We start from the raw sequence: 22,030 nt of genomic DNA, 5'->3' as shown, positions 1-22,030 counted from the left end.
CCGGGTGACCCCGGGGCGCGCACGGGTGGTCCGGGGCCGCCGCCGGTGACGGCGGTGGCCCCGGACCATTACCCCATCCCTCGTCCGGGTGGAGCCTGTGGCAGGTAACTGTCGCTTTTCCAGGGGCAGTTGACGCGCGTCGACTCCTGGGACAGGCTCGCCTGAACATCACACGGTGATAGGGAGTCCCCCCATGATCAGACGCACCGCGCGCGTCCTGCTCGGTCTTGTCATGACCATTGCTTTCGCGTGGGGCGGGGCGGTCGTGACCGCCGGCACCGCGCAGGCCGACGGCTGTTACACCTGGACCCGCACGCTCTCGCCCGGCGCCACCGGCAACGACGTCGTCCAGCTCCAGATCCGGGTGGCCGGCTACCCCGGCTACAACTCGGTGCTCGCCATCGACGGCTCGTACGGCCCGGCCACCACCGCCGCGGTCAAGCGATTCCAGGCGGCGTACGGGCTGGCGGCCGACGGTGTCGCGGGCCCGGCCACCCAGGCCAAGATCTACGCCCTCCAGGACAACGACTGCACCCCGATCCACTTCACGTACCCCGAGCACAACACCTGCAACGGCACCTGGGCCGGGGGCGCGGTCGCGGCGGGCACGGCCAAGGCCAACGCCCTGAGCACCATGTGGAAGCTGGAGGCCCTGCGGCACGCCCTCGGTGACCAGTCCATCCGTGTCACCAGCGGTTTCCGCTCCACCTCGTGCAACGCGGCCGTCGGCGGGGCCGCCAACAGCCGCCATCTGTACGGTGACGCGGCCGACCTCGGCGCCGGGCCGCACTCCCTGTGCACCCTCGCCAAGCAGGCCCGCAACCACGGCTTCAACGGGATCCTCGGCCCGGGATACCCCGGCCACGGTGACCACGTGCACGTCAACCAGGGACCCAGCCACTACTGGTCCGCCTCCAGCTGCGGCATCTGAGGACCGTCTCCCCTCCTGTGCGGGGGCGCCGCGCGCGCGGAGCCCCCGCACTCCCGGACGGCGGCCCCGGATCAGGCGGCCCCGGACATCGCGGCCGGGCCGCGGAAGGTGCGGCGGTAGGCGTTCGGAGTCGTCCCCAGGGACCGTACGAACTGGTGGCGCAGCGCTGCCGCCGTGCCGAAGCCGGTCCGCCCGGCGATCGTGTCCACCGTCTCGTCCGAGGTCTCCAGCAGATGCTGGGCCAGCAGCACCCGCTGCCGCAGCAGCCAGCGGTACGGAGTGGTGCCCGTCTCCTGCTGGAAGCGGCGCGCGAAGGTGCGCGGGGACATGTGGGCCAGACCGGCCAGCTGCTCGACGGTCAGCTCCTGGTCGAGGTGGCGCTCCATCCAGGCGAGGGTGTCCCCGACCGTGTCGCACCTGGTGCGGGGCAGCGGGCGCTGGATGTACTGCGCCTGACCGCCGTCGCGGTGCGGCGGTACCACCATGCGGCGCGCGACGGCGTTGGCGACATCGGGGCCGTGCGCCTGGCGGACCAGATGCAGACAGGCGTCGATCCCGGCGGCGGTGCCCGCCGAGGTGATGACCGGCCCGTCGTCCACGTACAGCACATCCGGCTCCACGACGGCCAGCGGGAAGCGCCGGGCCAGCTCGTCGGCGTGCCGCCAGTGGGTGGTGCAGCGGCGGCCGTCCAGCAGCCCGGCCGCGCCGAGGACGTAGGCGCCGGAGCAGACGCTCAGCACCCGCGCACCGCGCTCCACGGCCCGGCGCAGGGCCTCCAGCACCTCCGGCGGATACTCCCGCTCCATGAAATGGCTGCCCGCCGGTACGGCGATGAGGTCGGCCCCCTCCAGCCGGTCGAGGCCGTGGGGTGTGCTGATGGTGAACCCGGCGTGCGTCCGCAGCTCGGGCCCCTCGGCCGAGACCACCGCGAAATCGTGCACCGGCAGACCCTCGTCGCTGCGGTCGAGCCCGAAGACCTCGCACAGCACGCCGAGTTCGAAGGGGTGGACCTCGTCGAGCAGCAGGGCGGCGACATTCTTCAGCATGACGGCAGTGTGGCAGTAATTCGATGCTGTGTGACAGTCCTGCCACTGCCGGAATGTGTCCGCACGGACGACAGTAGAGGCGTGAACACATTCCTGAACTACCTGGGCATAACGGCTGTTTTCGTGCTCTTTCTGCTGCCGACGTTCCTCGGGCTCGCCCGTGAACGCCGCATCGACCGGGAACTGGGAGAAGCGGAACGGGAACACGGGGCGGAGCCCCCGCGAACGAGGGGCGCCGCGCGGCCTGTCACGGCCACGCGGCGCCCCTCCCCCCGGAGCTGGGCCAGGATCTGACCCGGGTCCCGGCGGACGGCCCTGAGGAGCCGGCCTCGGGACGTCCTCCCCTAAGGGCTGTCCCGCAATTCCTGGCGGGCGCACGACGACAGCTACGGCACCTCGCCGCGTTGTCGAAACGCCCGAATACATCCAGTATGCGGGCGCCTCTCCGCCTTGCGATGCACCGCATCCGACGCCGCGCGCTGATCCACCAGGAATTGCGGGACAGCCCCTAGAAGTCGTCGTCGAAGCCGACCGAGCCCTCCACCGCCACCTGGTAGGCGGACGGGCGGCGCTCGAAGAAGTTCGTCAGCTCCTGGACACCCTGGAGTTCCATGAACGAGAACGGGTTCTCCGAGCCGTACAGCGGGGGGAAGCCGAGGCGGGTGAGCCGCTGGTCGGCCACGCACTCCAGGTACTGCCGCATCGACTCGGTGTTCATGCCGGGCAGGCCCTCGCCGCACAGGTCGCGGCCGAACTGCAGCTCCGCCTCGACGGCCTCCTTCAGCATGTCGGTGACCTGCTGCTGGAGCTCGTCGTCGAAGAGGTCCGGCTCCTCCTTGCGGACGGTGTCCACGACCTCGAACGCGAAGTTCATGTGCATGGTCTCGTCACGGAACACCCAGTTGGTGCCCGTGGCGAGGCCGTGCAGCAGGCCGCGCGAGCGGAACCAGTACACGTAGGCGAAGGCACCGTAGAAGAACAGCCCCTCGATGCACGCCGCGAAGCAGATCAGGTTCAGCAGGAAGCGCCGGCGGTCCGCCTTCGTCTCCAGCCGGTCGATCTTCTCGACCGAGTCCATCCACTTGAAGCAGAACTGCGCCTTCTCGCGGATGGAGGGGATCTCCTCGACCGCGTCGAACGCCGCCGCCCGGTCGTCCGGATCGGGCAGATACGTGTCGAGCAGCGTCAGATAGAACTGGACGTGCACGGCCTCCTCGAAGAGCTGCCGCGACAGATACAGCCGCGCCTCGGGAGAGTTGATGTGCTTGTACAGCGTCAGCACGAGGTTGTTGGAGACGATGGAGTCACCGGTCGCGAAGAACGCCACCAGCCGGCCGATCATGTGCTGTTCGCCGGGGGAGAGCTTGGCGAGGTCGGCGACGTCGGAGTGGAGGTCGACCTCCTCCACCGTCCAGGTGTTCTTGATCGCGTCCCGGTAGCGCTCGTAGAAGTCCGGGTAGCGCATCGGGCGCAGGGTCAGTTCGAAACCCGGGTCGAGCAGGTTCTTGTTCTCGTTGGAGCTCATTACTGGCAGGCCTCGCAGGACTCGGGGTTTTCCAGGGAGCAGGCGATGGCGTCCGCGTCGGGAGCCTGGGCCTGCTGTACGGGGATGGGGGCGGCGGAGGCCTGGCCGGACGCGGCACGGGCGATCCGGGTCGCCGGGCGCGACCGCAGGTAGTACGTCGTCTTCAGCCCCTGCTTCCAGGCGTACGCGTACATCGAGGAGAGCTTGCCGATCGTCGGCGTCTCCAGGAACAGGTTCAGCGACTGGCTCTGGTCGAGGAACGGCGTACGCGCCGCCGCCATGTCGATCAGTCCGCGCTGCGGGATCTCCCACGCGGTGCGGTACAGCGCCCGCACCTCCTCGGGGATCCAGGCGAAGCCCTGCACGGAGCCGCTCGCCTCGCGCAGCGCCTCGCGGGTCCGGGCGTCCCACACGCCGAGCTGCTTGAGCTCGTCCACCAGATAGGCGTTGACCTGGAGGAACTCACCGCTGAGCGTCTCGCGCTTGAAGAGGTTGGAGACCTGCGGCTCGATGCACTCGTACACCCCGGCGATCGAGGCGATCGTGGCGGTCGGCGCGATGGCCAGGAGCAGCGAGTTGCGCATCCCGGTCCGCGCGACGCGGGCGCGCAGGGCGTCCCAGCGCTCCGGCCAGTTCAGCGCGGTGTCGTAGTGGTCGGGGTGCAGCACCCCGCGTGCCGCCCGGGTCTCGGACCAGGCGGGCAGCGGACCCGACCGCTCGGCGAGGTCGCAGGACGCCTCGTACGCCGCGAGCATGATGCGCTCGGAGATCTTCGTGGACAGGGCCCGGGCCCCGGGGGAGTCGAAGGGCAGCCGCAGCTGGAAGAAGACGTCCTGGAGACCCATGGCGCCCAGGCCCACCGGCCGCCAGCGGGCGTTGGAGCGCCCGGCCTGCTCGGTCGGGTAGAAGTTGATGTCGACGACCCGGTCCAGGAAGGTCACGGCGGTCCGCACGGTGGCGTCCAGCCGCTCCCAGTCGATGGACCCGTCCGCCACGAACGACCCCAGGTTGACCGAGCCCAGATTGCAGACGGCCGTCTCGCCGTCGTCGGTCACTTCGAGGATCTCTGTGCACAGGTTCGACGAGTGGACGACGCGGCCCGGCTCGGCGGTCTGGTTGGCGGTCCGGTTGGAGGCGTCCTTGAACGTCATCCAGCCCTGGCCGGTCTGCGCGAGCGTACGCATCATCCGGCCGTACAGGTCCCGCGCGGGCATCGACTTGCGGGCCAGCCCCGCGGCCTCCGCCGCGCGGTACGCGGCGTCGAACTCGTCGCCCCACAGGTCGACCAGCTCGGGCACATCGGCGGGCGAGAACAGCGACCACTGGCCGTCCGCGTCGACCCGGCGCATGAACTCGTCGGGGATCCAGTGCGCCAGGTTGAGGTTGTGCGTGCGCCGCTGGTCCTCGCCCGTGTTGTCGCGAAGCTCCAGGAACTCCTCGATGTCCGCGTGCCAGGTCTCCAGGTACACGGCGGCTGCGCCCTTGCGGCGGCCACCCTGGTTGACCGCGGCGACCGAGGCGTCGAGCGTCTTCAGGAACGGCACGATTCCGTTGGAGTGGCCGTTGGTGCCCCGGATCAGCGAACCGCGGGCACGGATGCGGGAGTACGAGAGGCCGATGCCGCCCGCGTGCTTGGAGAGCCGCGCCACCTGGTGGTAGCGGTCGTAGATCGAGTCCAGCTCGTCCTTGGGCGAGTCCAGCAGATAGCAGGAGGACATCTGCGGGTGCCGGGTGCCGGAGTTGAAGAGTGTGGGGGAGGAGGGCAGATAGTCCAGCCGGCTCATCAGCCCGTACAGCGCGGCGACCTCGTCCAGCGCGCGCACGCTCTCGTCCTCGGCCAGACCCGAGGCCACGCGCAGCATGAAGTGCTGCGGGGTCTCGATGACCTGCCGGGTGTGCGGGTGGCGCAGCAGATAGCGGCTGTGCAGCGTCCGGAGCCCGAAGTAGCCGAAGCGGTCGTCCGCGCCGTCGGCCAGCGACCGCTCGACCAGGGCGTCGAGCGCCGCCGCGTGGAGTGCCACGAACCGCGCGGTGCGGTCGGCGATCAGGCCCTCGCGGTGCCCCACGGCGACCGAGGCGGAGAACGACACCGCGCCCTGGCCCGCCGCCTCGTCGGCGATGGACCGGGTCAGCAGCCGGGCGGCGAGCCGGGAGTAGGCGGGGTCCTCGGAGATCAGCCCCGCGGCCGCCTCGGTGGCCAGCGAACGCAGCTCCGCCTCGTCCGACCGGGCGTTGCGGCCGCGCAGCGCGGCGGCGGCGACCCGTCCGGGATCGGTGTCGGGCAGATCGACGGTGAGGTCCGTCAGGGTCCGCAGCAGTGCGGTCCCCGGTGCGTCGGTCGTGGGCTCCGTCGGTTCGGCTGCGGCGGCTGAAACCGGATCGGCTGGCGCGATGGTCACGGGGATTTCCCTCGCTCGGCTGGGGGCCGGCGGGGAACGGGGGCAGCCGGGCAGCACGATGCCCGGGGCGGGGCAGCACTGCGTACGGCGTCCACCGGCCCATCCGCGAGGCCCGGACGTCTTGGCGTCCGGTTCGGTCGAGCCGGACGCGCTGTCGACAGGTCGTCGGACTTCGGGTGTGCAAAAGCACACTGAATACACCGTTGCGGGACAGTTCCGGATTCGCACCGGATTCCCCTGCGGCGACAGCGAGCACGAGCATACATGTGGGGGCCGCCCGATGAGGCAGCCCCCACATGTTGTGTCGCGGGGTGCGCCGGGCCCTGTCGGAGCGTCAGCCGGTGGGCGAGCGGTGGCAGGCCGGGGAGCGGCTCCCGGCCCCCTCCCGGGCCCTGACCCGGCCCCCTCCCGGGCCCTCGCTCAGCCCCTCCGGCCCCCGCCGGACACCCTCTCCACCCCGCTCCGGGCCCCCTCCCCGGCTGCTCCCGGCTGCCCGTACGGCGCGATCCTCCCGGCCCCCTCCGGGCCCCGTACGGATGGTCTCCCCGGCCGCGGATTCCCTCAGCCGCTCGCTCCCACGTCGTTGTTCGGGGCCCCGTCGCCGACCGGTGGCAGGTCGCCGCGTTCGACGGGACCCGCGCCGGGTGCCCGGCCCGCCGGGGGCAGGATCTCGTCGAGTTCACGGTCATCCGCGCGGTGCGCGGCCTCGGCGGCCGTGCGCAGGGTGTCGCGGTCGACCTCCCCCCGGGCTCCGCCGACCCGGACGACGACCTCGCCCTCCGCGCGGGCGTACTCATGGCCGTCCGGCGTCGAGCGGTACCAGTTCGCGCCGTCCCGCTCGCAGGCGGCCGGTGTGCCCGATCCCCCGCCGGGCCGCGGGCCCGCCGCGCAGTTCGCCGCCGTCAGTGTGCCGCGCTCCACGGAGAGCTGGATGCGCTTGCCGCCCGCCGCCGTGTAGAAGCTCCCGAAACCGTCGTCGCCGAGGACGCCGACGGACTGCCGGGCCAGGGTGTAGCCGGGGACCTCGGTCACATAGACATGGCCGGTGGTGGTCTGGATGGCCGCGGCCCTGGCCTCCAGCGCGGCCCGGCCGGGCACCGGGGCGGAGGGGGCCGCGCCCCCGGGGCTGTCCGCATCGGGGCCGGGGGCCGGCTCCGTGCCGCAGGCCGCGAGCGTCAGCACCAGCAGCACGGGCCACAGTCCGGGGAGCGGGGAGCGAGGATTCATGCCCGCATCCTCGCGTACGGTGACCGCCGCGCACAGCCGGAGAACGGGTGCGGGCCGCCGCGCCTCCCGGGGGGACGCGACGGCCCGCACCGATGTTCCTGCCGGTCAGTGACCGCCCGGCGCGACCGCCGTGGCCGGCGTGGCCGGCGGCAGCTCCGCCTCGACGCCGGGGTCACCCGCATCGGCCGTGTAGTCGGCCGGCGAGGTCTCGTCGATGCCCGCAGGGGCCTTCACCGCGTTCAGGACGAGGGTCAGGACGATCACGACCACCACGTTCAGCACAAAGGCCGTCAGCCCGATGTAGCCGATCTCGCCGATTCCCGGAATCTCCTTCGAGGAGCCGCCGAAGTGCTTCTGGGTGGGGCTCGCCACGCCGTACGCGGCGAGCGTTCCGTACGCCATGCCGGCCGCCCAGCCCGCCAGCAGCGCCCAGCGGTGGAACCAGCGGGTGAACAGCCCGCCGACCAGGGCCGGCATCGTCTGGAGGATCCAGATGCCGCCGAGCAGCTGGAAGTTGATGGCGACCGTCTTGTCCATGGTGAGGACGAAGAGCAGGGCCCCGACCTTGACCAGGAGCGAGACCACCTTGGAGACCTTGGTCTCCTGGGCGGGTGTCGCGTCGGGTTTCAGGAAGTCCTTGTAGATGTTGCGGGTGAAGAGGTTCGCCGCGGCGATGGACATGATCGCGGCGGGCACCAGGGCACCGATGCCGATGGCGGCGAACGCCACTCCCGCGAACCAGTCGGGGAACATGTTCTCGAACAGCTGAGGGATGGCCAGCTGCCCGTTGTCCACCTTCACTCCGGCGGCGATCGCCATGAAGCCGAGCAGCGCCAGCATGCCCAGCATCAGGGAGTACAGCGGCAGGATCGTGGTGTTGCGCCGGATCACCTCGCGGCTGCGGCTGGAGAGCGTCGCGGTGATCGAGTGCGGGTACATGAAGAGCGCGAGCGCGGATCCCAACGCCAGTGTCGCGTAACCCCATTGGCCCATGTCGCCGGGGACCAGCGAGCCGCGCGGCTGACCGGTCGCCGGGTTCTTCCGGGAGAACGCCTCGCCCGCCCTGGCGAAGATGTCGTCGAAGCCGCCCAGCTTGACCGGTATGTAGATGATCGCCACCGCGATCACCAGATAGATCAGGCCGTCCTTCACGAATGCGATCAGCGCGGGCGCCCGCAGCCCGGACGAGTAGGTGTACGCGGCGAGCACGGCGAAGGCGATGAGCAGCGGCAGGTCCTTGACGAACCAGTGCGTGGTCTCACCCCCGCCGACGCCCATGACGTCCAGCACCGCCTGGATTCCGACGAGTTGGAGCGCGATGTACGGCATCGTGGCGAGGATGCCGGTGACGGCGACCGCCAGCGAGAGCCCCTTGGAGCCGAAGCGTCCGCGGACGAAGTCCGAGGTGGTGACGTAGCCGTGCTTGTGCGAGACCGACCACAGCCGCGGCAGGAAGGTGAAGATCAGCGGGTAGACGAGGATCGTGTACGGGACGGCGAAGAAACCCGCCGCGCCCGCCGCGTAGATCGCCGCCGGGACGGCGACGAAGGTGTACGCCGTGTAGAGGTCGCCGCCCAGCAGGAACCAGGTGACCCAGGTGCCGAACGACCGTCCGCCCAGGCCCCATTCGTCCAGGCTGGCCTCGTTCTCGGCCTTGCGCCAGCGGGCCGCCATGAAGCCGATGACCGTGACGGCCACGAAGAAGAAGATGAAGACGCCGAGCGCGACGCCGTTCACACCGTCCTTCATGCGGAGGCACCCCCCGCGCGGGCGCGCCGGTCACGCTGCCACAGCTTGTACGCGACCATCGTCAGCGCGGTCGAGAGCAGCACCCAGAGCATCTGGTACCAGTAGAAGAACGGGATGCCGATGAACGTCGGGTCGACCTTCGCGTACGAACCCACCCAGAGCATCGCCACGAACGGGGCGACGAGACAGAGCGCGATCACCACTCTCGTGGGGGTGACCGTCGGTGGTTTCGTCTCGGTGTCTGCTGGCATGTGGTGACTCCGTCCCCTCGCTGATCACCGGCTGCGGTCCGCGTGTGCGGTCCGGCAACGGTGATGTATCGGAGGGACTCACGGACACGGGAGTCATCCGGTTCACCCGTACGTGCAACTCCGCGCGCACATACGCGTACGCGTAGGCGCACGCGTATGTGCGCGTACGTACGCGGGGTCCGTGCGCGTACGCGCGCCCGCACCCCGCGTACGTACGCGGGCCCGGAAACGGACAGGTGCGGCGCCCGGGGAAGCCGTTCCCCGGGCGCCGCACCTGTGCCGTCCCCGCCGCCGGGGCGGCATGGCCTCAGTCGGTGGGCCGCTTCAGCCTGGCGACGAACTTGTAGCGGTCGCCCCGGTAGACCGAGCGCACCCACTCCACCGGTTCGCCCTGCCCGTCGATCGAGTGGCGGGACAGCATCAGCATCGGAAGACCCACATCCGTACCGAGCAGCCCCGCCTCGCGCGGGGTGGCCAGCGAGGTCTCGATGGTCTCCTCGGCCTCGGCCAGCCTCACGTCGTACACCTCGGCGAGCGCGGTGTAGAGAGAGGTGTACTTCACCAGAGAACGGCGGAGAGCCGGGAAGCGTTTGGCCGAAAGGTGTGTGGTCTCGATCGCCATCGGCTCGCCGCTGGCCAGTCGCAGACGCTCGATCCGCAGCACCCGGCCGCCCGCCGTGATGTCCAGCAGACCGGCGAGCGTGTCGTCGGCGGTGACATAGCCGATGTCCAGAAGCTGAGACGTCGGTTCCAGTCCCTGGGCGCGCATGTCCTCGGTGTACGAGGTCAGTTGGAGCGCCTGGGAGACCTTCGGCTTGGCGACGAAGGTTCCCTTGCCCTGGATGCGCTCCAGCCGGCCCTCGACGACCAGCTCCTGGAGCGCCTGGCGCACGGTGGTGCGCGAGGTGTCGAACTCGGCTGCCAGGGTGCGTTCGGGCGGCACGGGTGTGCCCGGTGGCAGGGTGTCGGTCATGTCGAGGAGATGGCGCTTGAGCCGGTAGTACTTCGGTACGCGCGCCGTGCGCGTACCCGCACCGGTCTCGTTCCCCGAACTGCCCCCGTCGGCGCCCATGGCCCGCCTTCCCGACTGCTGCGTTGCTGCCGTCACCGGCTCCTCCGTCTGTCGCGGCTCACATGGTGGCACGGTCCCGTCACGGGTCGTCGCCCTCCCTTAGGTGTCGGTCCTATAACGGACGCGAGTGCACTTCTTATACACCCTTGACACCCCTAAAGGTCTAGGCCAAGCTCCCGGTACTGGTCTAAACCATTAAAGACCAGGTCCAGCCCCAGCAGTACTCGTCGAATGTCTTCGCGGTGGGCGGGGTTGCAGCATCCCTGAGGAGGGTTTGGCGTGAAGCGCAAGCTCATCGCGGCGATCGGCGTCGCGGGCATGTTGGTTTCGATCGCAGCATGTGGTTCGGATGACAAGGCATCGTCCAAGGACCCGAAGGACCGCAAGGAAGACCTGACGGTCTGGCTCATGGGTGACGCGCAGTCGACCTGGCCGGAACTGGTCAAGGACGTCAACGCCCAGTTCAAGAAGAAGTACCCCAATGTCACCGTCAAGATCCAGTACCAGCAGTGGTCGGACAAGGTGAAGAAGCTCGACACCTCCCTCGGTGGCGACAAGTTCCCGGACGTTGTCGAGCTCGGCAACACCGAGACCATGCAGTACATCCTCAATGGTGCGCTCGGCGAGATCGACCCCAAGAAGTACGAGAACTCGGACACCTGGATCAAGGGTCTGAAGGACACGTGCTCCTTCGAGGGCAAGACCTACTGCGTCCCGTACTACGCCAGTGCCCGTCTGGCTGTCTACAACAAGGACATGCTGAAGGCCGCCACCGGCAGCGATGTCCTCCCGCAGACCGAGGACGAGTTCCTCAAGGCCATGGACAAGGTCTCGGCCGAGCTGGGCAAGAAGGACAAGCGCGCCTCGTCCCTCTACTTCCCGGGCCGTTACTGGTACGCGGCGATGTCCTACGTCGCGGCGTACGGCGGCGAGGTCGCCAAGTACGACGAGGGCTCGAAGCAGTGGAAGGCCACCCTCTCCTCGCCCGAGTCGCAGAAGGGCATCGCCCACTACGTCGACCTGGTCAAGAAGTACAACAAGGCCGACCAGACGAAGGACGAGCAGGACCACGCCAACGTCATGGCCAACGAGAAGGCCGCGGTCATCTACGGCCAGGCCTGGGAGGCCGGCGGCGTCACCACGGGCGAGAACGGCAACCCGAAGCTCGACGGCAAGATCGCCACGGCCGGTATGCCCGGCCCGGAGGGCAAGGCGCTCCCGTCCTTCATCGGCGGCTCCGACCTCGCGACGATCTCCAAGTCCAAGGTCCAGGACCTCGGCGAGGAGTGGATCTCCCTCTTCACGAACGCGAAGTCGATGGACGTCCTCGCGTCGAAGAACATCCTCCCCAACAACGAGAAGCAGCTTGAGCCGCTGAAGGCCAAGCCGGAGACGGCCCCCATCGCCAACGCGGTGCCGGACGCCTGGTTCACGCCGATCGCCCCGGGCTGGGCCTCGGTCGAGAAGGAGGAGATCCTTGAGAACCTCCTCCTGGACATCCTCAAGGGCACGTCGGTCGCCGACGCGGCCAAGAAGGCCGACGAGAAGATCGACGCCCTGATCAACAAGAAGGCCTAGGGGCGTCCGGCACCCGCAGGAGCAGGAGCGGGACCGGGTGCGCGCGTCCGCACGGCGGAGGACCGAGTCATGGCGGAGCCATGGTGAGTGACGACAACGCCGCGGACGCGCGCACCCGGACCCACGACGCCGCCCCCGGGTGCCGGCCGGTCCGAGTTTTCCGATCGCCGGGCGGGGGCCCGGCACCGCGCCGGGCCCCCGCTCCTCAGCACAAGCACGCCGTGATTTCCGGGGGTTGCCTCGGACCCGCGATGGAAGGTCAGCCACGTGACTGCCGCCGACACCAAGGCCGCCGGGCCACCGGTCTCCGAACCACGTGATCCCCGATTGACCGGGCCCCGGCTGTCCGAAGAGGACGGCGCCGGGCCCCGCGTACAGAAGAGGAAGCGGAAGAAGGGTGAACTCCTCCCCTACTTCCTGATCCTCCCGGCGATCGTGGCGATCGCCGCCGTCTATCTCTACCCGCTCGGCAAGACCGTGATCATGTCCTTCCAGGACATGGGCCGGCGTGAACTGTGGAGCGGTGAGCCCGCACCATGGGTGGGCCTCAAGCAGTTCACCAACATCCTCGGTGACGACGAGTTCTGGTGGGTCACCTTCCGCACCGTGGTCTTCATGGCCATCTGCGTGACCCTGACCATGGCCCTCGGCCTCCTCATCTCGCTGCTGATGCGCCGGCTGTCCACCTGGGTCAGGCTCGTGCTGACCTTCTGCCTGATCGCCGCCTGGTCCATGCCGCTGATGGTCGCGGCCTCGATCTTCCGCTTCATGGCCGACTCCGACTACGGCCTGATCAACACCATGATCGCCAAGGTCGTGGGCGAGGACTTCCTCGGCCACAACTGGTACCTGGACCCGATCCAGGGCTTCACGATCATCGCCATCCTGGTCGTGTGGGGTGCCATTCCGTTCGTCGTCGTCACCCTGTACGCCGCCCTCACCCAGGTCCCCAAGGAACTGGAGGAGGCCGCCTCGCTCGACGGTGCCTCCGGCTACGGCGTCTACAAGTACGTCACCTGGCCGGTCATCAAGCCGGTCTTCACCATGGTGGCCACGCTCTCGGTGATCTGGGACTTCAACGTCTTCGGCCAGATCTGGCTGCTGCGCGGCAACAAGCCCGAGCCGGAGTACGAGACCCTCGGCCTCTACTCCTACTCCAAGGCGTTCGAGTCCACTTCCTTCAGTCAGGGCACCGCGATCGCCCTGATCACGGTGCTGCTGCTGTCCGGCGTGGCCGTGTACTACCTGCGCCAGCTCATGAAGACGGGAGAGGTCGAATGAGCACCACGACCGACACACAGACCCTGCGCCCGGACCGCAAGCAGAGCAGGATCGGCTTCGACATCCTGGGCCTGGGCATCGCCCTGGTCATGGTCTTCCCGGTCTACTGGCTGGTCATCAGCGCCCTGCGGCCCAACCGCGAGATCCGCTCGTACGACCAGACGCTGTGGCCCTCGTCGATCACCTTCGACAACTTCGTACGGGCCACCGAACAGCCGAACTTCGGCACCGCGATCCAGTCGAGCCTCATCGTCTCGATCACCGCCGTGGTCGGCGGCATGATCATCGCGACCCTGGCGGCACTGGCCATCGGCCGCTTCCGCTTCTTCGGCCGCAAGGCCCTGGTCCTGATCATGATCCTGGTCCAGATGCTGCCGCCGACGGCGATGCTCATCCCGATCTACGCCCAGCTCAACGCCATGGGCGGGATCGACGAGTACTGGGGCCTCATCGTCGTCTACCTCGTCTCCACGCTGCCCTTCGCGACGATCATGATCCGCGGCTTCGTGGTGAACATCCCCGTGGAGCTGGAGGAGTCCGCGATGGTGGACGGCTGCACCCGCTTCGGTGCCTTCCGCCGCGTGATCTTCCCGCTGCTCGCCCCCGGCCTCGCCGCCGCGTCGATCTTCGCGCTGGTCAACGCCTGGAACGAGTACCTCTTCGCGTACATCCTGATCAACGACAACTCCAAGTACACGCTGAACGTCTGGCTGATGACGTTCACGACCGAGCGCGGTACCGACTACGGCGCGCTGATGGCGGCGTCGACCATGATCGCCCTGCCGGTCGTCGTGTTCTTCATGTTCATCCAGCGGAAGATGGCCGCTGGCCTCACTTCCGGCGCCGTGAAGGGATAGTGCGGGCCCCATGACCACCCTCGTTTCCACTACGGACACGCTGACGCGCGACGCGCTCGCCGTCCTCCAGCCCGGGTTCACCGGCACCACCGCCCCGGACTGGGTCCTGCGCCGGGTCGGTGAAGGGCTCGCCGCCGTCGCGCTGTTCGGCCGCAACATCCGCACGCCCGAGCAGGTCGCCGCCCTCACCGCCCAGCTGCGGGCCGAGCGCGAGGACGTCCTCGTCGCGATCGACGAGGAGGGCGGTGACGTCACCCGGCTGGAGGTCCGGCAGGGCTCCTCGTTCCCCGGCAACCTCGCCCTCGGCGCCGTCGACGATGTGCACCTGACCCGGGACGTCGCCCAGGAGCTCGGCCGCCGGCTCGCCGAGTGCGGCGTCAACCTCAACTGGGCGCCGTCGGCCGACGCCAACTCCGACCCGGGCAACCCGGTCATCGGCGTCCGCTCCTTCGGGGCCGACCCCCGCCTCGTCGCCCGGCACACGGCCGCGTACATCGAGGGCCTCCAGGCCGCCGGTGTCGCCGCCTGCACCAAGCACTTCCCCGGGCACGGCGACACCGCGGTCGACTCGCACCACGCGATGCCCCGCATCGACGTGGACCTCGAAACCCTGCACGCCCGTGAGCTGGTGCCCTTCCGGGCGGCCATCGCGGCGGGCTCCAAGTCCGTGATGACGGCGCACATCCTGCTGGCCGCGCTGGACGCCGAGCGTCCCGCGACCATCAGCCCGCAGATCCTCACCGGTCTGCTGCGCGAGGAGCTCGGCTACGACGGCCTGATCGTCACCGACGCCGTGGAGATGCAGGCCATCGCCTCGACGTACGGCATAGCCCGCGGCTCCGTCCTCGCGATAGCCGCGGGTGCCGACGCCCTGTGCGTCGGCGGCGGGCTGGAGGACGAGCCCACGGTCCTGCTGCTGCGCGACGCGCTGGTCGAGGCGGTACGCAGCGGTGAACTGCCCGAGGAGCGGCTCGCCGACGCCGCGGCCCGGGTACGCGCACTCGCGTCCTGGACGCGGAGCGCGCGGGGGGCTGTCCCGGAGCCGGGTGCGGCAGCGCAGGAGGGGATCGCGCCCGGCACCGGAGTCAGCACCGACATCGGGCTGGTGGCGGCCCGCCGCGCCGTCCGGGTGACCGGCACGGCCGAGCGGCTCAGCGGGCCGGCCTATGTGGCCGAGTTCAACCCGGCGCCCAACATCGCGGTCGGCAACGAGACCCCGTGGGGCCTCGCCGCCGACCTGGGCCGGCTGCTGCCCGGTACCGAGAGCGGTACCTACGGCAGCGACAGCACGACGGCGGCGGCCGACGTGCTGGGCGCGGCGGGGGAGCGGCGCATCGTCGCCGTCGTCCGTGACGCCCACCGGCACGCCTGGATGGCCGACGCGCTCGACGCGCTGGTGGCGGCACGTCCCGACACGATCGTGGTCGAGATGGGTCTTCCCCAGTCGGAGCCGAGGGGGTCGCTGTACGTGGCCACCCACGGTGCCGCACGGGTCTGCGGCCTGGCGGCGGCGGAGGCCATCACCGCCTGACCGCACCACCGGATCCGGCCCGTCCGGCGATCGAGGACCGCACCTCTCGCCGGACGGGCGGCGTACGACGGAGGGCCGGACACCACCTGGTGTCCGGCCCTCCGTCGTACGTTCTCGCGGGTTCTAGATGCCCTGCCACTGCGGCTTCGCCGCGAACGTGGCGCGGAAGTAGTCCGCCAGCTTCAGCTTCGACGCGGCGGCCTCGTCGACCACCACCGTCGCGTGCGGGTGCAGCTGGAGCGCGGAGGCGGGCACGATCGAGGCGACCGGTCCCTCCACCGTCTGCGCGATGGCCTCGGCCTTGCCCTCGCCGGTGGCCAGCAGGATCGGGTGCCGGGAGTCCAGGATCGTGCCGATGCCCTGGGTGATCACGTGGTGCGGCACCTGGGAGATGTCGTTGTCGAAGAAGCGCGCGTTGTCGACCCGGGTCTGCTCGGTCAGCGTCTTGATCCGGGTGCGGGAGGCCAGCGAGGAGCACGGCTCGTTGAAGCCTATGTGGCCGTCGGTGCCGATGCCGAGCAGCTGGAGGTCGACCCCGCCGGCCGCCGCCAGCGCCTTGTCGTACGCCTCGCAGGCGGCCTGGACGTCCTCGGCGGAGCCGTCGGGGCCCATGAAGGACGCCTCGGAGAGCCCGAGCGGCTCCACGACCTCGCGCAGCACCACGGAGCGGTACGACTCCGGGTGGCCCGCGGGCAGCCCGACGTACTCGTCCAGCTGGCAGATGCGGGCGCGCGAGGCGTCCACCGCACCGGAGCGGACCCCGGCCGCCAGCGCCTGGTAGATGGGCAGCGGGGTGGAGCCGGTGGCAACGCCGAGCAGGGCGTCGGGCTTGCGGCTCAGCAGGGCGCCGATGGCCTCCGCGATGAGTTCGCCGCCTGCCTTGGCATCCGGGACGATGACAACTTCCACGCTGTGCCTGCCGATCTGAAGAGTGGTGGAGTCATGTGGTATAGACCAATCAAACTCCCAATCTAGCAGAACCCGGCAGCCCTCAGGTGAACCGTTCATCCCTTGGTCCTCCCGCCGGTACGGCGGGCGGTCCGCTGGCGGGTTCCCCCGGCACCGTGGTCGACTTGTCCGAAACGACGACACCGCAGGGAGGCACCCATGTCCGCCACCTTCTCGGCCGGGGGGAACGGCCGCGGCGAACAGCCCGGCCGGATCATGTCCGGCGAAATGGCCGAGCAGCCCGGGATGCTGCGGCGCATCCTCGACCAGGGTGCCGCCGGGATCCGCGCGGTGGCCGAGGAGATCGCCGCCAGGAAGCCCCGCTTCGTCCTGCTCACGGCGCGCGGTACGTCCGACAACGCGGCGCTGTACGCGAAGTACCTGCTGGAGATCCGGCTCGGCCTGCCCTGCGGCCTGGCGTCGATGTCCACCACGACGGCGTACGGGGCCGAGCCCGATCTCACCGACGTCCTGGTGATCACCATCAGCCAGTCGGGCGGCTCGCCCGACCTGGTGGCCTCCACGAAGGCGGCCCGGGAGGCCGGGGCGGTCACCCTCGCCGTCACCAACAACCCGGACTCCGCGCTGGCCGCGGTCTCCGAGTACCACATCGACATCCTCGCGGGCCCGGAGAAGGCCCTCCCGGCCACCAAGACGTACACCGCCTCCCTGCTGTCCCTCTATCTCTTCGTGGAGGGTCTGCGCGGCGGTGACGGCTCCGCCGCCGCCGTCCTGCCCGAACTCGCCGAGGCGGTCCTGGGGCGCGGGGACGAGGTCAGGTCGCTGGCCTCGCGCTACCGCTTCGCCGAGCGCATGGTCATCACCTCGCGCGGCTACGGCTACCCGACGGCCAAGGAGGCGGCCCTGAAGCTGATGGAGACCAGTTACATCCCCGCGCTCTCCTACTCCGGCGCCGATCTCCTGCACGGCCCGCTCGCGATGGTCGACAACATCTCCCCGGTGATCGCGGTCGTCACCGACGGACGCGGCGGTGAGGCCCTCCAGCCCGTCCTGGACCGGCTGCGCGGACGCGGCGCCGACCTTTTCGTGGTGGGTCCGAAGGCGCAGGTGGCCGCGGCCTCCGCGGGCTTCGTGCTGCCGACGGCGGGGGTGCCGGAGGAACTCCAGCCGATCCTGGAGATCCTGCCGCTCCAGATGCTCGCGTACGAGGTGACCCTCGCCCGCGGCCAGGACCCGGACGCGCCACGCGCTCTGGCCAAGGTCACCGAGACCCACTGACGGGGCCGAGGGGTCACCGGCGGGGGAGGGGCGGCCCGCCGCGGGGCGAGTCCGCCCCCGGGAACACCCGCGGGCCGCGGCGCCGGGACGGGACCCTCAGCCCGTCCGGCACCGCAGCCCGGAGCTACCTGGCCGGCGGTGTGCGGTGCCTCCGGCCACTGGAGGCACCGGCGCAGTCAGGGCAGAGAGCGCCGGGTGCCTCGTTCCGCTCTCCTGTGCGGGGAGAGCGGAGGACTTGTTGTGAGCATTGTGGACTAGACCAATTGCCCGTGTCTATCCGTAGGACAGACATTTTCCGGCCACACTTCCCCGCCGCACCCCCGTCCCGCGGTGGCACGGACCGGGGGCCCGATCGGTTCGGTACCTCTCGGTATCCACAGGTACGCTCGCACCCGTGCCCTCCATGAACGACCTCGTCCGCCAGCACACAGCCCTGAGTGACACCGACCTCGAGTGGCTGCATCTGCTGGTCTCGGAGTGGCAGCTGCTCTCCGACCTGTCCTTCGCCGACCTCGTCCTGTGGGTTCCGACCCGCGACGGGACCCGCTATGTCTCCGTGGCGCAGATGCGGCCCAACACCGGCCCCACCTCCTACCAGGACGACATGGTCGGCCATCTGGTGCCGCGCGGGCGCCGTCCGCTGCTGGACGCCGCCCTGGACGAGGGCCGGATCGTGCGCGAGGGCGACCCGGAGTGGCGCGAGGAGGTGCCGGTACGGGTCGAGTCCATCCCCGTACGCCGTGACGGGCGGGTCCTCGGCGTCATCGCGCGCAACACCAATCTCCTCACCGTCCGCACGCCCTCCCGGCTGGAGCTCACCTACCTCCAGTCCGCCTCCGACCTGGCCCAGATGATCGCCGCCGGGGCCTTCCCCTTCCCCGGCCAGCAGGTCGACATGGACGCCTCCCCGCGCGTCGGCGACGGCCTGATCAGGCTCGACGCCGACGGGGTCGTGCAGTACGCCAGCCCCAACGGCCTTTCCGCGTACCACCGTCTGGGGCTCGCCTCCGACCTCGTCGGCCATCACCTCGGTACCACCACGGCCGAGCTCGCCCCGTCCCGGGGGCCGGTGGACGAGGCCCTGGTCAAGGTGGCCAGCGGCTACGCGCCCCGCGAGTTCGAGGTCGAGTGCGCCGGCGGGGTCATCCAGCTGCGGGCCATTCCGCTCAAACCCAAGGGCGTACGCATCGGTTCGCTGGTCCTGCTGCGGGACGTCACCGAACTGCGCCGCCGCGAGCGCGAGTTGATCACCAAGGACGCCACCATCCGGGAGATCCACCACCGGGTGAAGAACAACCTCCAGACCGTGGCCGCCCTGTTGCGTCTCCAGGCCCGCCGGATGGACTCGGAGCAGGGCCGCGAGGCGCTCAACGAAGCGGTGCGGAGGGTCGGTTCGATCGCGATCGTCCATGAGACGCTGTCCCAGAATCTGGACGAGCGGGTCGAGTTCGACGAGATCGCCGACCGGGTCATCGCGATGGTCGCCGAGATCTCCCCCGGCAAGGTCACCTGCCGCCGGACGGGGCGCTTCGGCATCCTCGACGCGGAGGTGGCCACTCCGCTCTCGATGGTCCTCACCGAGGTGCTGCAGAACGCCCTGGAGCACGCCTTCACGGTGGCCGAGCGCGGCACGGTGGACGTCTCCGCCGTTCGGGGCGGATCGCCCACCGAGGGCCGGCTGCTGATCACGGTCACCGACGACGGGCGCGGTCTGCCCGAGGGGTTCGACCCGCAGCGGGCCGGCAATCTGGGGCTCCAGATCGTACGGACCCTGGTGGAGGGCGAGTTGGGCGGAACCTTCGGGATGGTTCCGGGGCCCGAGCGCGGCACCCGGGTGGTGCTGGACCTCCCGGTGCGCAACGAGAAGTAGACGAGGCGCGGGCAAGAGGCGGGCGGGGAGCGGCGGCCGGTGTGACGGACCGGCCGCGCGCGACCGGACAGCACAGTGGGCCCGGACCGTGGTAACGGTCCGGGCCCACTGTGTAGTGCTCACGTTGCGATGCGCTTCGGGGGTACTGCGCGCTGCGACTCGAAGGCGGGGCTGTGCGTACGCTCTGTACGCGCCGCCGGGCTGGGGCTCGTCGCGGGGGGTCGATCAGGCGCTGGCGTTACGCGCCCGGTTGCGAGCTGCACGGCGCTTCATCGCGCGGCGCTCGTCCTCGCTGAGGCCACCCCAGACGCCGGAGTCCTGGCCGGACTCGAGCGCCCACTGCAGGCACTGCTCCATGACGGGGCAGCGACGGCAGACGGCCTTGGCTTCCTCGATCTGCAGCAGCGCAGGACCGGTGTTGCCGATGGGGAAGAACAGCTCGGGGTCTTCCTCACGACAAACGGCGTTGTGACGCCAGTCCATGGCTGCTACCTCTCCTTGGTATTACATGCTGTTGCTTGTGAATGTGAACGCTTTCACGAATCCCCCCGCAGATGACGGGCCGACCCCCAGGAGAACTGGGTGTGGTCTGTGAGGTGAGGAGGGGTTCTGGCTCCCAGGGAGGCCGATGTTGCGGGCCGTCCCGATCGCCATGTAGAGATTCGCAAACCTCGGCGACGGATACAACCCCTTCTGGAAAGTTTTTTTTGATTCCTCGGTGTCGGCTAGGTCACAGCCGTACTTCTTAGGGGTGGGGGCCAGCCCAAACGTTCGAGTTAAAGGACTTTAGGCCCTTCCACTCACACAATCACACGCAGTGCACGGCGTACGCCTGTGAACGTCACGCTCGTACGCAGTCCCAGGTGGTCGCCGTCCATCTGGAAGGGCAGTGGCACCTTTGAATGCAAGGTGAAGTCCGTGAGGTCATGCAGTGAAACCGCGTGCTTTCCGTGCGGGCCCTTTTCGGGGCTCGAAGTGAGCAGCTGGGTGGCATAACGGGTCACCGCCGGGGTGGACAGCCGCTTCAGGCCGAGAATGTCCAGGCCGGTGTCGAAGGACGCCTTGGGAGAGGCGTACATCGGGCGATTGCCCAGGTAGGTCCAGGGGGCGGTGTTGCAGATTATGGAGAGGGCGAGGTCGGTGACCGGGTCCTGACCGGGCACTTCCAGCGTGATCATCCCGTGCCGCCGGTGCGGCTCCTCCAGGAATTGCCGGACCACCTGGCGTACGTACAGCGCATGCGTCGACCGCCGACCGCGCTCGCGCTGCTGTTCGACCCGACCGATGACGCCCGCGTCGAATCCGAGTCCGGCGCAGAAGGTGAACCAGCGGTCCGGGACCGACTCGTCCGCCGTGCCGGGGGTGCCGGCCGCCAGACCGAGGCCGACCGTCCGCTCGCTCCGCTGCTCCAGCGCGTCCAGGATCGCGCCCGTCGCCTCCACGGCGTCGTTGGGCAGTCCCAGCGCGCGGGCGAAGACATTGGTGGAGCCGCCGGGAACCACCGCGAGCTTCGGCAGGCTGTCCACGTCGGGGCCGTTGTGCAGCAGTCCGTTCACGACCTCGTTGACCGTGCCGTCGCCGCCGAGGGCGACCACCAGGTCGATGTCGTCGCTGTCCGCGGCCCGGCGTCCCAGGTCCCGGGCGTGCCCGCGGTACTCGGTGGACACCGCTTCCAGCTTCATCTCGCTCGCCAGGGCGTGAATGAGCACGTCACGGGTCCGCGCGCTGGTGGTGGTAGCAGCTGGGTTGACCACGAGAAGTGCGCGCATGCCCGCCAGACTACCTACCGGGTGGTACCGCCCAGTAGTCGAGATCCCCCGCGTCCGCGGCCGGTGACGGAACGTGAACGGCCGCAATCATGGGCCGCGCCCCCGTCGCACCGTGCTCCCGTGTCCCGTGCCGCGCGGCTCCCGGCCCCCGGGGCCCGTACCCCGCCCCCGTACCCCGGCTTCGCTTCCGCCGCCGGGGGATGCCAGTCTGAGAGGCGTGAGTACTCAGCAGAACACGCCCTCCCCGTCCGCCGCGGACGGAGGGGAAGCGCCGCAGACGCCGAAGAAGCCGGGCAGGATCGCCGTCCTCGCCGGAGTCAACGCCCTGGAAGGGGCGGCGCTGGTCATCGGCGGGCTCTACATGCTGGTGATGGGGCTGGTCGGGCGGCCCGAGAGCCCCCAGCAGGCGGAGACGGGCGGGGTCACCCTCATCGCGCTCGGCCTGATTCCGCTGTTCGCGGCCCGCGGGCTGCTGCTGCGCCGCAGCTGGAGCCGGGGACCCGCGCTCATCACCCAGCTGATGGCGCTGCCGGTGGCCTGGACCCTGCTGCGGGCGCAGGGCGCGCTGATCCCCGCCGGGATCGTGCTCGCCGCGGTGGCCGTGACCGGGCTCGTGCTGGTCATGAACCCGGCGACCACCCGCGAGCTGGGCATCCGCCGGGGGCCGCGGACGACCCCCGGCGCCTGACCCGGCCGATTCCGGCACCCGACCCGGCCCCGTGGCCTCCGCCGCGGGCCGCTGTCCGGTGCCCGTCCG

The 22,030-nt window shown here is 70.0% G+C and carries 19 protein-coding genes and 1 riboswitch; of the genes, 9 read left to right on the top strand and 10 right to left on the bottom strand.

All coding sequences use genetic code 11. From position 1 onward, the window contains the following. Positions 1-193: 193 nt before the first annotated feature. Positions 194-931, top strand: coding sequence for a D-Ala-D-Ala carboxypeptidase family metallohydrolase (locus ABT170_RS25425; RefSeq protein WP_329946168.1), 738 nt, complete (start codon positions 194-196; stop codon positions 929-931). Positions 932-1,002: 71 nt separating this feature from the next. On the opposite strand, the gene ABT170_RS25420 is transcribed toward ABT170_RS25425, so the two are convergent. Beyond that, a complete protein-coding gene (locus ABT170_RS25420; protein WP_351871036.1) occupies positions 1,003-1,977 on the bottom strand; it encodes a GlxA family transcriptional regulator in 975 nt (324 codons plus the stop codon). Between the two features lie 81 nt (positions 1,978-2,058). Between ABT170_RS25420 and ABT170_RS25415 the strand changes: the two genes are divergently transcribed. Then, positions 2,059-2,271 carry a hypothetical protein gene (locus ABT170_RS25415; RefSeq protein ID WP_329946166.1) on the top strand — a complete coding sequence of 71 codons (213 nt, stop codon included), beginning with the start codon at positions 2,059-2,061 and terminating at the stop codon, positions 2,269-2,271. Positions 2,272-2,485: 214 nt separating this feature from the next. On the opposite strand, the gene ABT170_RS25410 is transcribed toward ABT170_RS25415, so the two are convergent. The 6 genes from ABT170_RS25410 to ABT170_RS25385 form a co-directional block, all read right to left on the bottom strand. Continuing rightward, positions 2,486-3,502, bottom strand: coding sequence for a ribonucleotide-diphosphate reductase subunit beta (locus ABT170_RS25410; protein ID WP_329946165.1), 1,017 nt, complete (start codon positions 3,500-3,502; stop codon positions 2,486-2,488). Continuing rightward, entirely contained in the window at positions 3,502-5,901 is a 2,400-nt protein-coding gene (locus ABT170_RS25405; protein ID WP_329946164.1) for a ribonucleoside-diphosphate reductase subunit alpha, read from the bottom strand. The genes ABT170_RS25410 and ABT170_RS25405 overlap by 1 nt, the downstream gene beginning before the upstream one ends. 139 nt (positions 5,902-6,040) lie before the next feature. Further along, positions 6,041-6,163, bottom strand: a riboswitch (cobalamin riboswitch). A 299-nt stretch (positions 6,164-6,462) separates the two neighbouring features. Continuing rightward, positions 6,463-7,128, bottom strand: coding sequence for a hypothetical protein (locus ABT170_RS25400; RefSeq protein WP_351871031.1), 666 nt, complete (start codon positions 7,126-7,128; stop codon positions 6,463-6,465). A gap of 105 nt (positions 7,129-7,233) precedes the next feature. Then, the gene (gene mctP, locus ABT170_RS25395; RefSeq protein ID WP_351871028.1) at positions 7,234-8,877 is read right to left on the bottom strand and encodes a monocarboxylate uptake permease MctP; all 1,644 of its coding nucleotides are present in this window, start codon (positions 8,875-8,877) and stop codon (positions 7,234-7,236) included. Then, positions 8,874-9,128 (bottom strand): DUF3311 domain-containing protein, encoded by a 255-nt coding sequence (locus ABT170_RS25390; protein ID WP_329946161.1) that lies wholly within the window; start codon positions 9,126-9,128, stop codon positions 8,874-8,876. The genes mctP and ABT170_RS25390 overlap by 4 nt, the downstream gene beginning before the upstream one ends. A 307-nt stretch (positions 9,129-9,435) precedes the next feature. After that, on the bottom strand, positions 9,436-10,200 hold the full coding sequence (locus ABT170_RS25385) for a GntR family transcriptional regulator (protein ID WP_073717913.1): 765 nt from the start codon (positions 10,198-10,200) through the stop codon (positions 9,436-9,438). Positions 10,201-10,479: 279 nt separating this feature from the next. On the opposite strand from ABT170_RS25385, the gene ABT170_RS25380 reads away from it, so the two are divergent. From ABT170_RS25380 to ABT170_RS25365, 4 genes are all read left to right on the top strand, one after another. Continuing rightward, a complete protein-coding gene (locus ABT170_RS25380; RefSeq protein ID WP_329940328.1) occupies positions 10,480-11,778 on the top strand; it encodes a sugar ABC transporter substrate-binding protein in 1,299 nt (432 codons plus the stop codon). 267 nt (positions 11,779-12,045) lie between these two features. Next, complete coding sequence (locus tag ABT170_RS25375; RefSeq protein WP_351871024.1) at positions 12,046-13,059, top strand: carbohydrate ABC transporter permease; 1,014 nt, start codon at positions 12,046-12,048, stop codon at positions 13,057-13,059. Next, positions 13,056-13,916 carry a carbohydrate ABC transporter permease gene (locus ABT170_RS25370; protein WP_266923684.1) on the top strand — a complete coding sequence of 287 codons (861 nt, stop codon included), beginning with the start codon at positions 13,056-13,058 and terminating at the stop codon, positions 13,914-13,916. Before ABT170_RS25375 ends, ABT170_RS25370 begins: the two co-directional genes overlap by 4 nt. A 10-nt stretch (positions 13,917-13,926) precedes the next feature. Further along, positions 13,927-15,447 carry a glycoside hydrolase family 3 protein gene (locus tag ABT170_RS25365; RefSeq protein WP_329940332.1) on the top strand — a complete coding sequence of 507 codons (1,521 nt, stop codon included), beginning with the start codon at positions 13,927-13,929 and terminating at the stop codon, positions 15,445-15,447. A gap of 123 nt (positions 15,448-15,570) precedes the next feature. Here the strand turns inward: ABT170_RS25365 and nagB are convergent, their stop codons facing one another. Then, positions 15,571-16,356, bottom strand: coding sequence for a glucosamine-6-phosphate deaminase (gene nagB, locus ABT170_RS25360; protein WP_266923687.1), 786 nt, complete (start codon positions 16,354-16,356; stop codon positions 15,571-15,573). Between the two features lie 198 nt (positions 16,357-16,554). Here nagB and ABT170_RS25355 point away from each other — a divergent pair, with 198 nt between their 5' ends. After that, on the top strand, positions 16,555-17,634 hold the full coding sequence (locus ABT170_RS25355; RefSeq protein WP_351871019.1) for an SIS domain-containing protein: 1,080 nt from the start codon (positions 16,555-16,557) through the stop codon (positions 17,632-17,634). Positions 17,635-18,037: 403 nt separating this feature from the next. Beyond that, entirely contained in the window at positions 18,038-19,504 is a 1,467-nt protein-coding gene (locus ABT170_RS25350; RefSeq protein ID WP_329940368.1) for a sensor histidine kinase, read from the top strand. A gap of 225 nt (positions 19,505-19,729) precedes the next feature. Here ABT170_RS25350 and ABT170_RS25345 read toward each other — a convergent pair whose 3' ends face one another. Beyond that, positions 19,730-19,987, bottom strand: coding sequence for a WhiB family transcriptional regulator (locus ABT170_RS25345; RefSeq protein WP_003953983.1), 258 nt, complete (start codon positions 19,985-19,987; stop codon positions 19,730-19,732). Between the two features lie 317 nt (positions 19,988-20,304). Continuing rightward, on the bottom strand, positions 20,305-21,273 hold the full coding sequence (locus tag ABT170_RS25340; RefSeq protein ID WP_329940334.1) for a diacylglycerol/lipid kinase family protein: 969 nt from the start codon (positions 21,271-21,273) through the stop codon (positions 20,305-20,307). A 217-nt stretch (positions 21,274-21,490) separates the two neighbouring features. On the opposite strand from ABT170_RS25340, the gene ABT170_RS25335 reads away from it, so the two are divergent. Next, complete coding sequence (locus ABT170_RS25335; RefSeq protein ID WP_351871016.1) at positions 21,491-21,961, top strand: hypothetical protein; 471 nt, start codon at positions 21,491-21,493, stop codon at positions 21,959-21,961. The last annotated feature ends 69 nt before the right edge of the window (positions 21,962-22,030 follow it).

It is taken from the genome of Streptomyces sp. NPDC001787 (assembly GCF_040297465.1).
Taxonomy (GTDB): Bacteria; Actinomycetota; Actinomycetes; order Streptomycetales; family Streptomycetaceae; genus Streptomyces.
This window is presented reverse-complemented; position numbering and strand designations above follow the sequence as displayed.

Bases quoted from the DNA above. Each gene is read 5' to 3' on its own strand.
- ABT170_RS25425 (WP_329946168.1), top strand. From the start codon at position 194: ATGATCAGACGCACCGCGCGCGTCCTGCTCGGTCTTGTCATGACCATT.
- ABT170_RS25420 (WP_351871036.1), bottom strand. From the start codon at position 1,977: ATGCTGAAGAATGTCGCCGCCCTGCTGCTCGACGAGGTCCACCCCTTC.
- ABT170_RS25410 (WP_329946165.1), bottom strand. From the start codon at position 3,502: ATGAGCTCCAACGAGAACAAGAACCTGCTCGACCCGGGTTTCGAACTG.
- ABT170_RS25400 (WP_351871031.1), bottom strand. From the start codon at position 7,128: ATGAATCCTCGCTCCCCGCTCCCCGGACTGTGGCCCGTGCTGCTGGTG.
- mctP (WP_351871028.1), bottom strand. From the start codon at position 8,877: ATGAAGGACGGTGTGAACGGCGTCGCGCTCGGCGTCTTCATCTTCTTC.
- ABT170_RS25390 (WP_329946161.1), bottom strand. From the start codon at position 9,128: ATGCCAGCAGACACCGAGACGAAACCACCGACGGTCACCCCCACGAGA.
- ABT170_RS25385 (WP_073717913.1), bottom strand. From the start codon at position 10,200: ATGGGCGCCGACGGGGGCAGTTCGGGGAACGAGACCGGTGCGGGTACG.
- ABT170_RS25370 (WP_266923684.1), top strand. From the start codon at position 13,056: ATGAGCACCACGACCGACACACAGACCCTGCGCCCGGACCGCAAGCAG.
- ABT170_RS25365 (WP_329940332.1), top strand. From the start codon at position 13,927: ATGACCACCCTCGTTTCCACTACGGACACGCTGACGCGCGACGCGCTC.
- ABT170_RS25355 (WP_351871019.1), top strand. From the start codon at position 16,555: ATGTCCGCCACCTTCTCGGCCGGGGGGAACGGCCGCGGCGAACAGCCC.
- ABT170_RS25350 (WP_329940368.1), top strand. From the start codon at position 18,038: ATGAACGACCTCGTCCGCCAGCACACAGCCCTGAGTGACACCGACCTC.
- ABT170_RS25345 (WP_003953983.1), bottom strand. From the start codon at position 19,987: ATGGACTGGCGTCACAACGCCGTTTGTCGTGAGGAAGACCCCGAGCTG.
- ABT170_RS25340 (WP_329940334.1), bottom strand. From the start codon at position 21,273: ATGCGCGCACTTCTCGTGGTCAACCCAGCTGCTACCACCACCAGCGCG.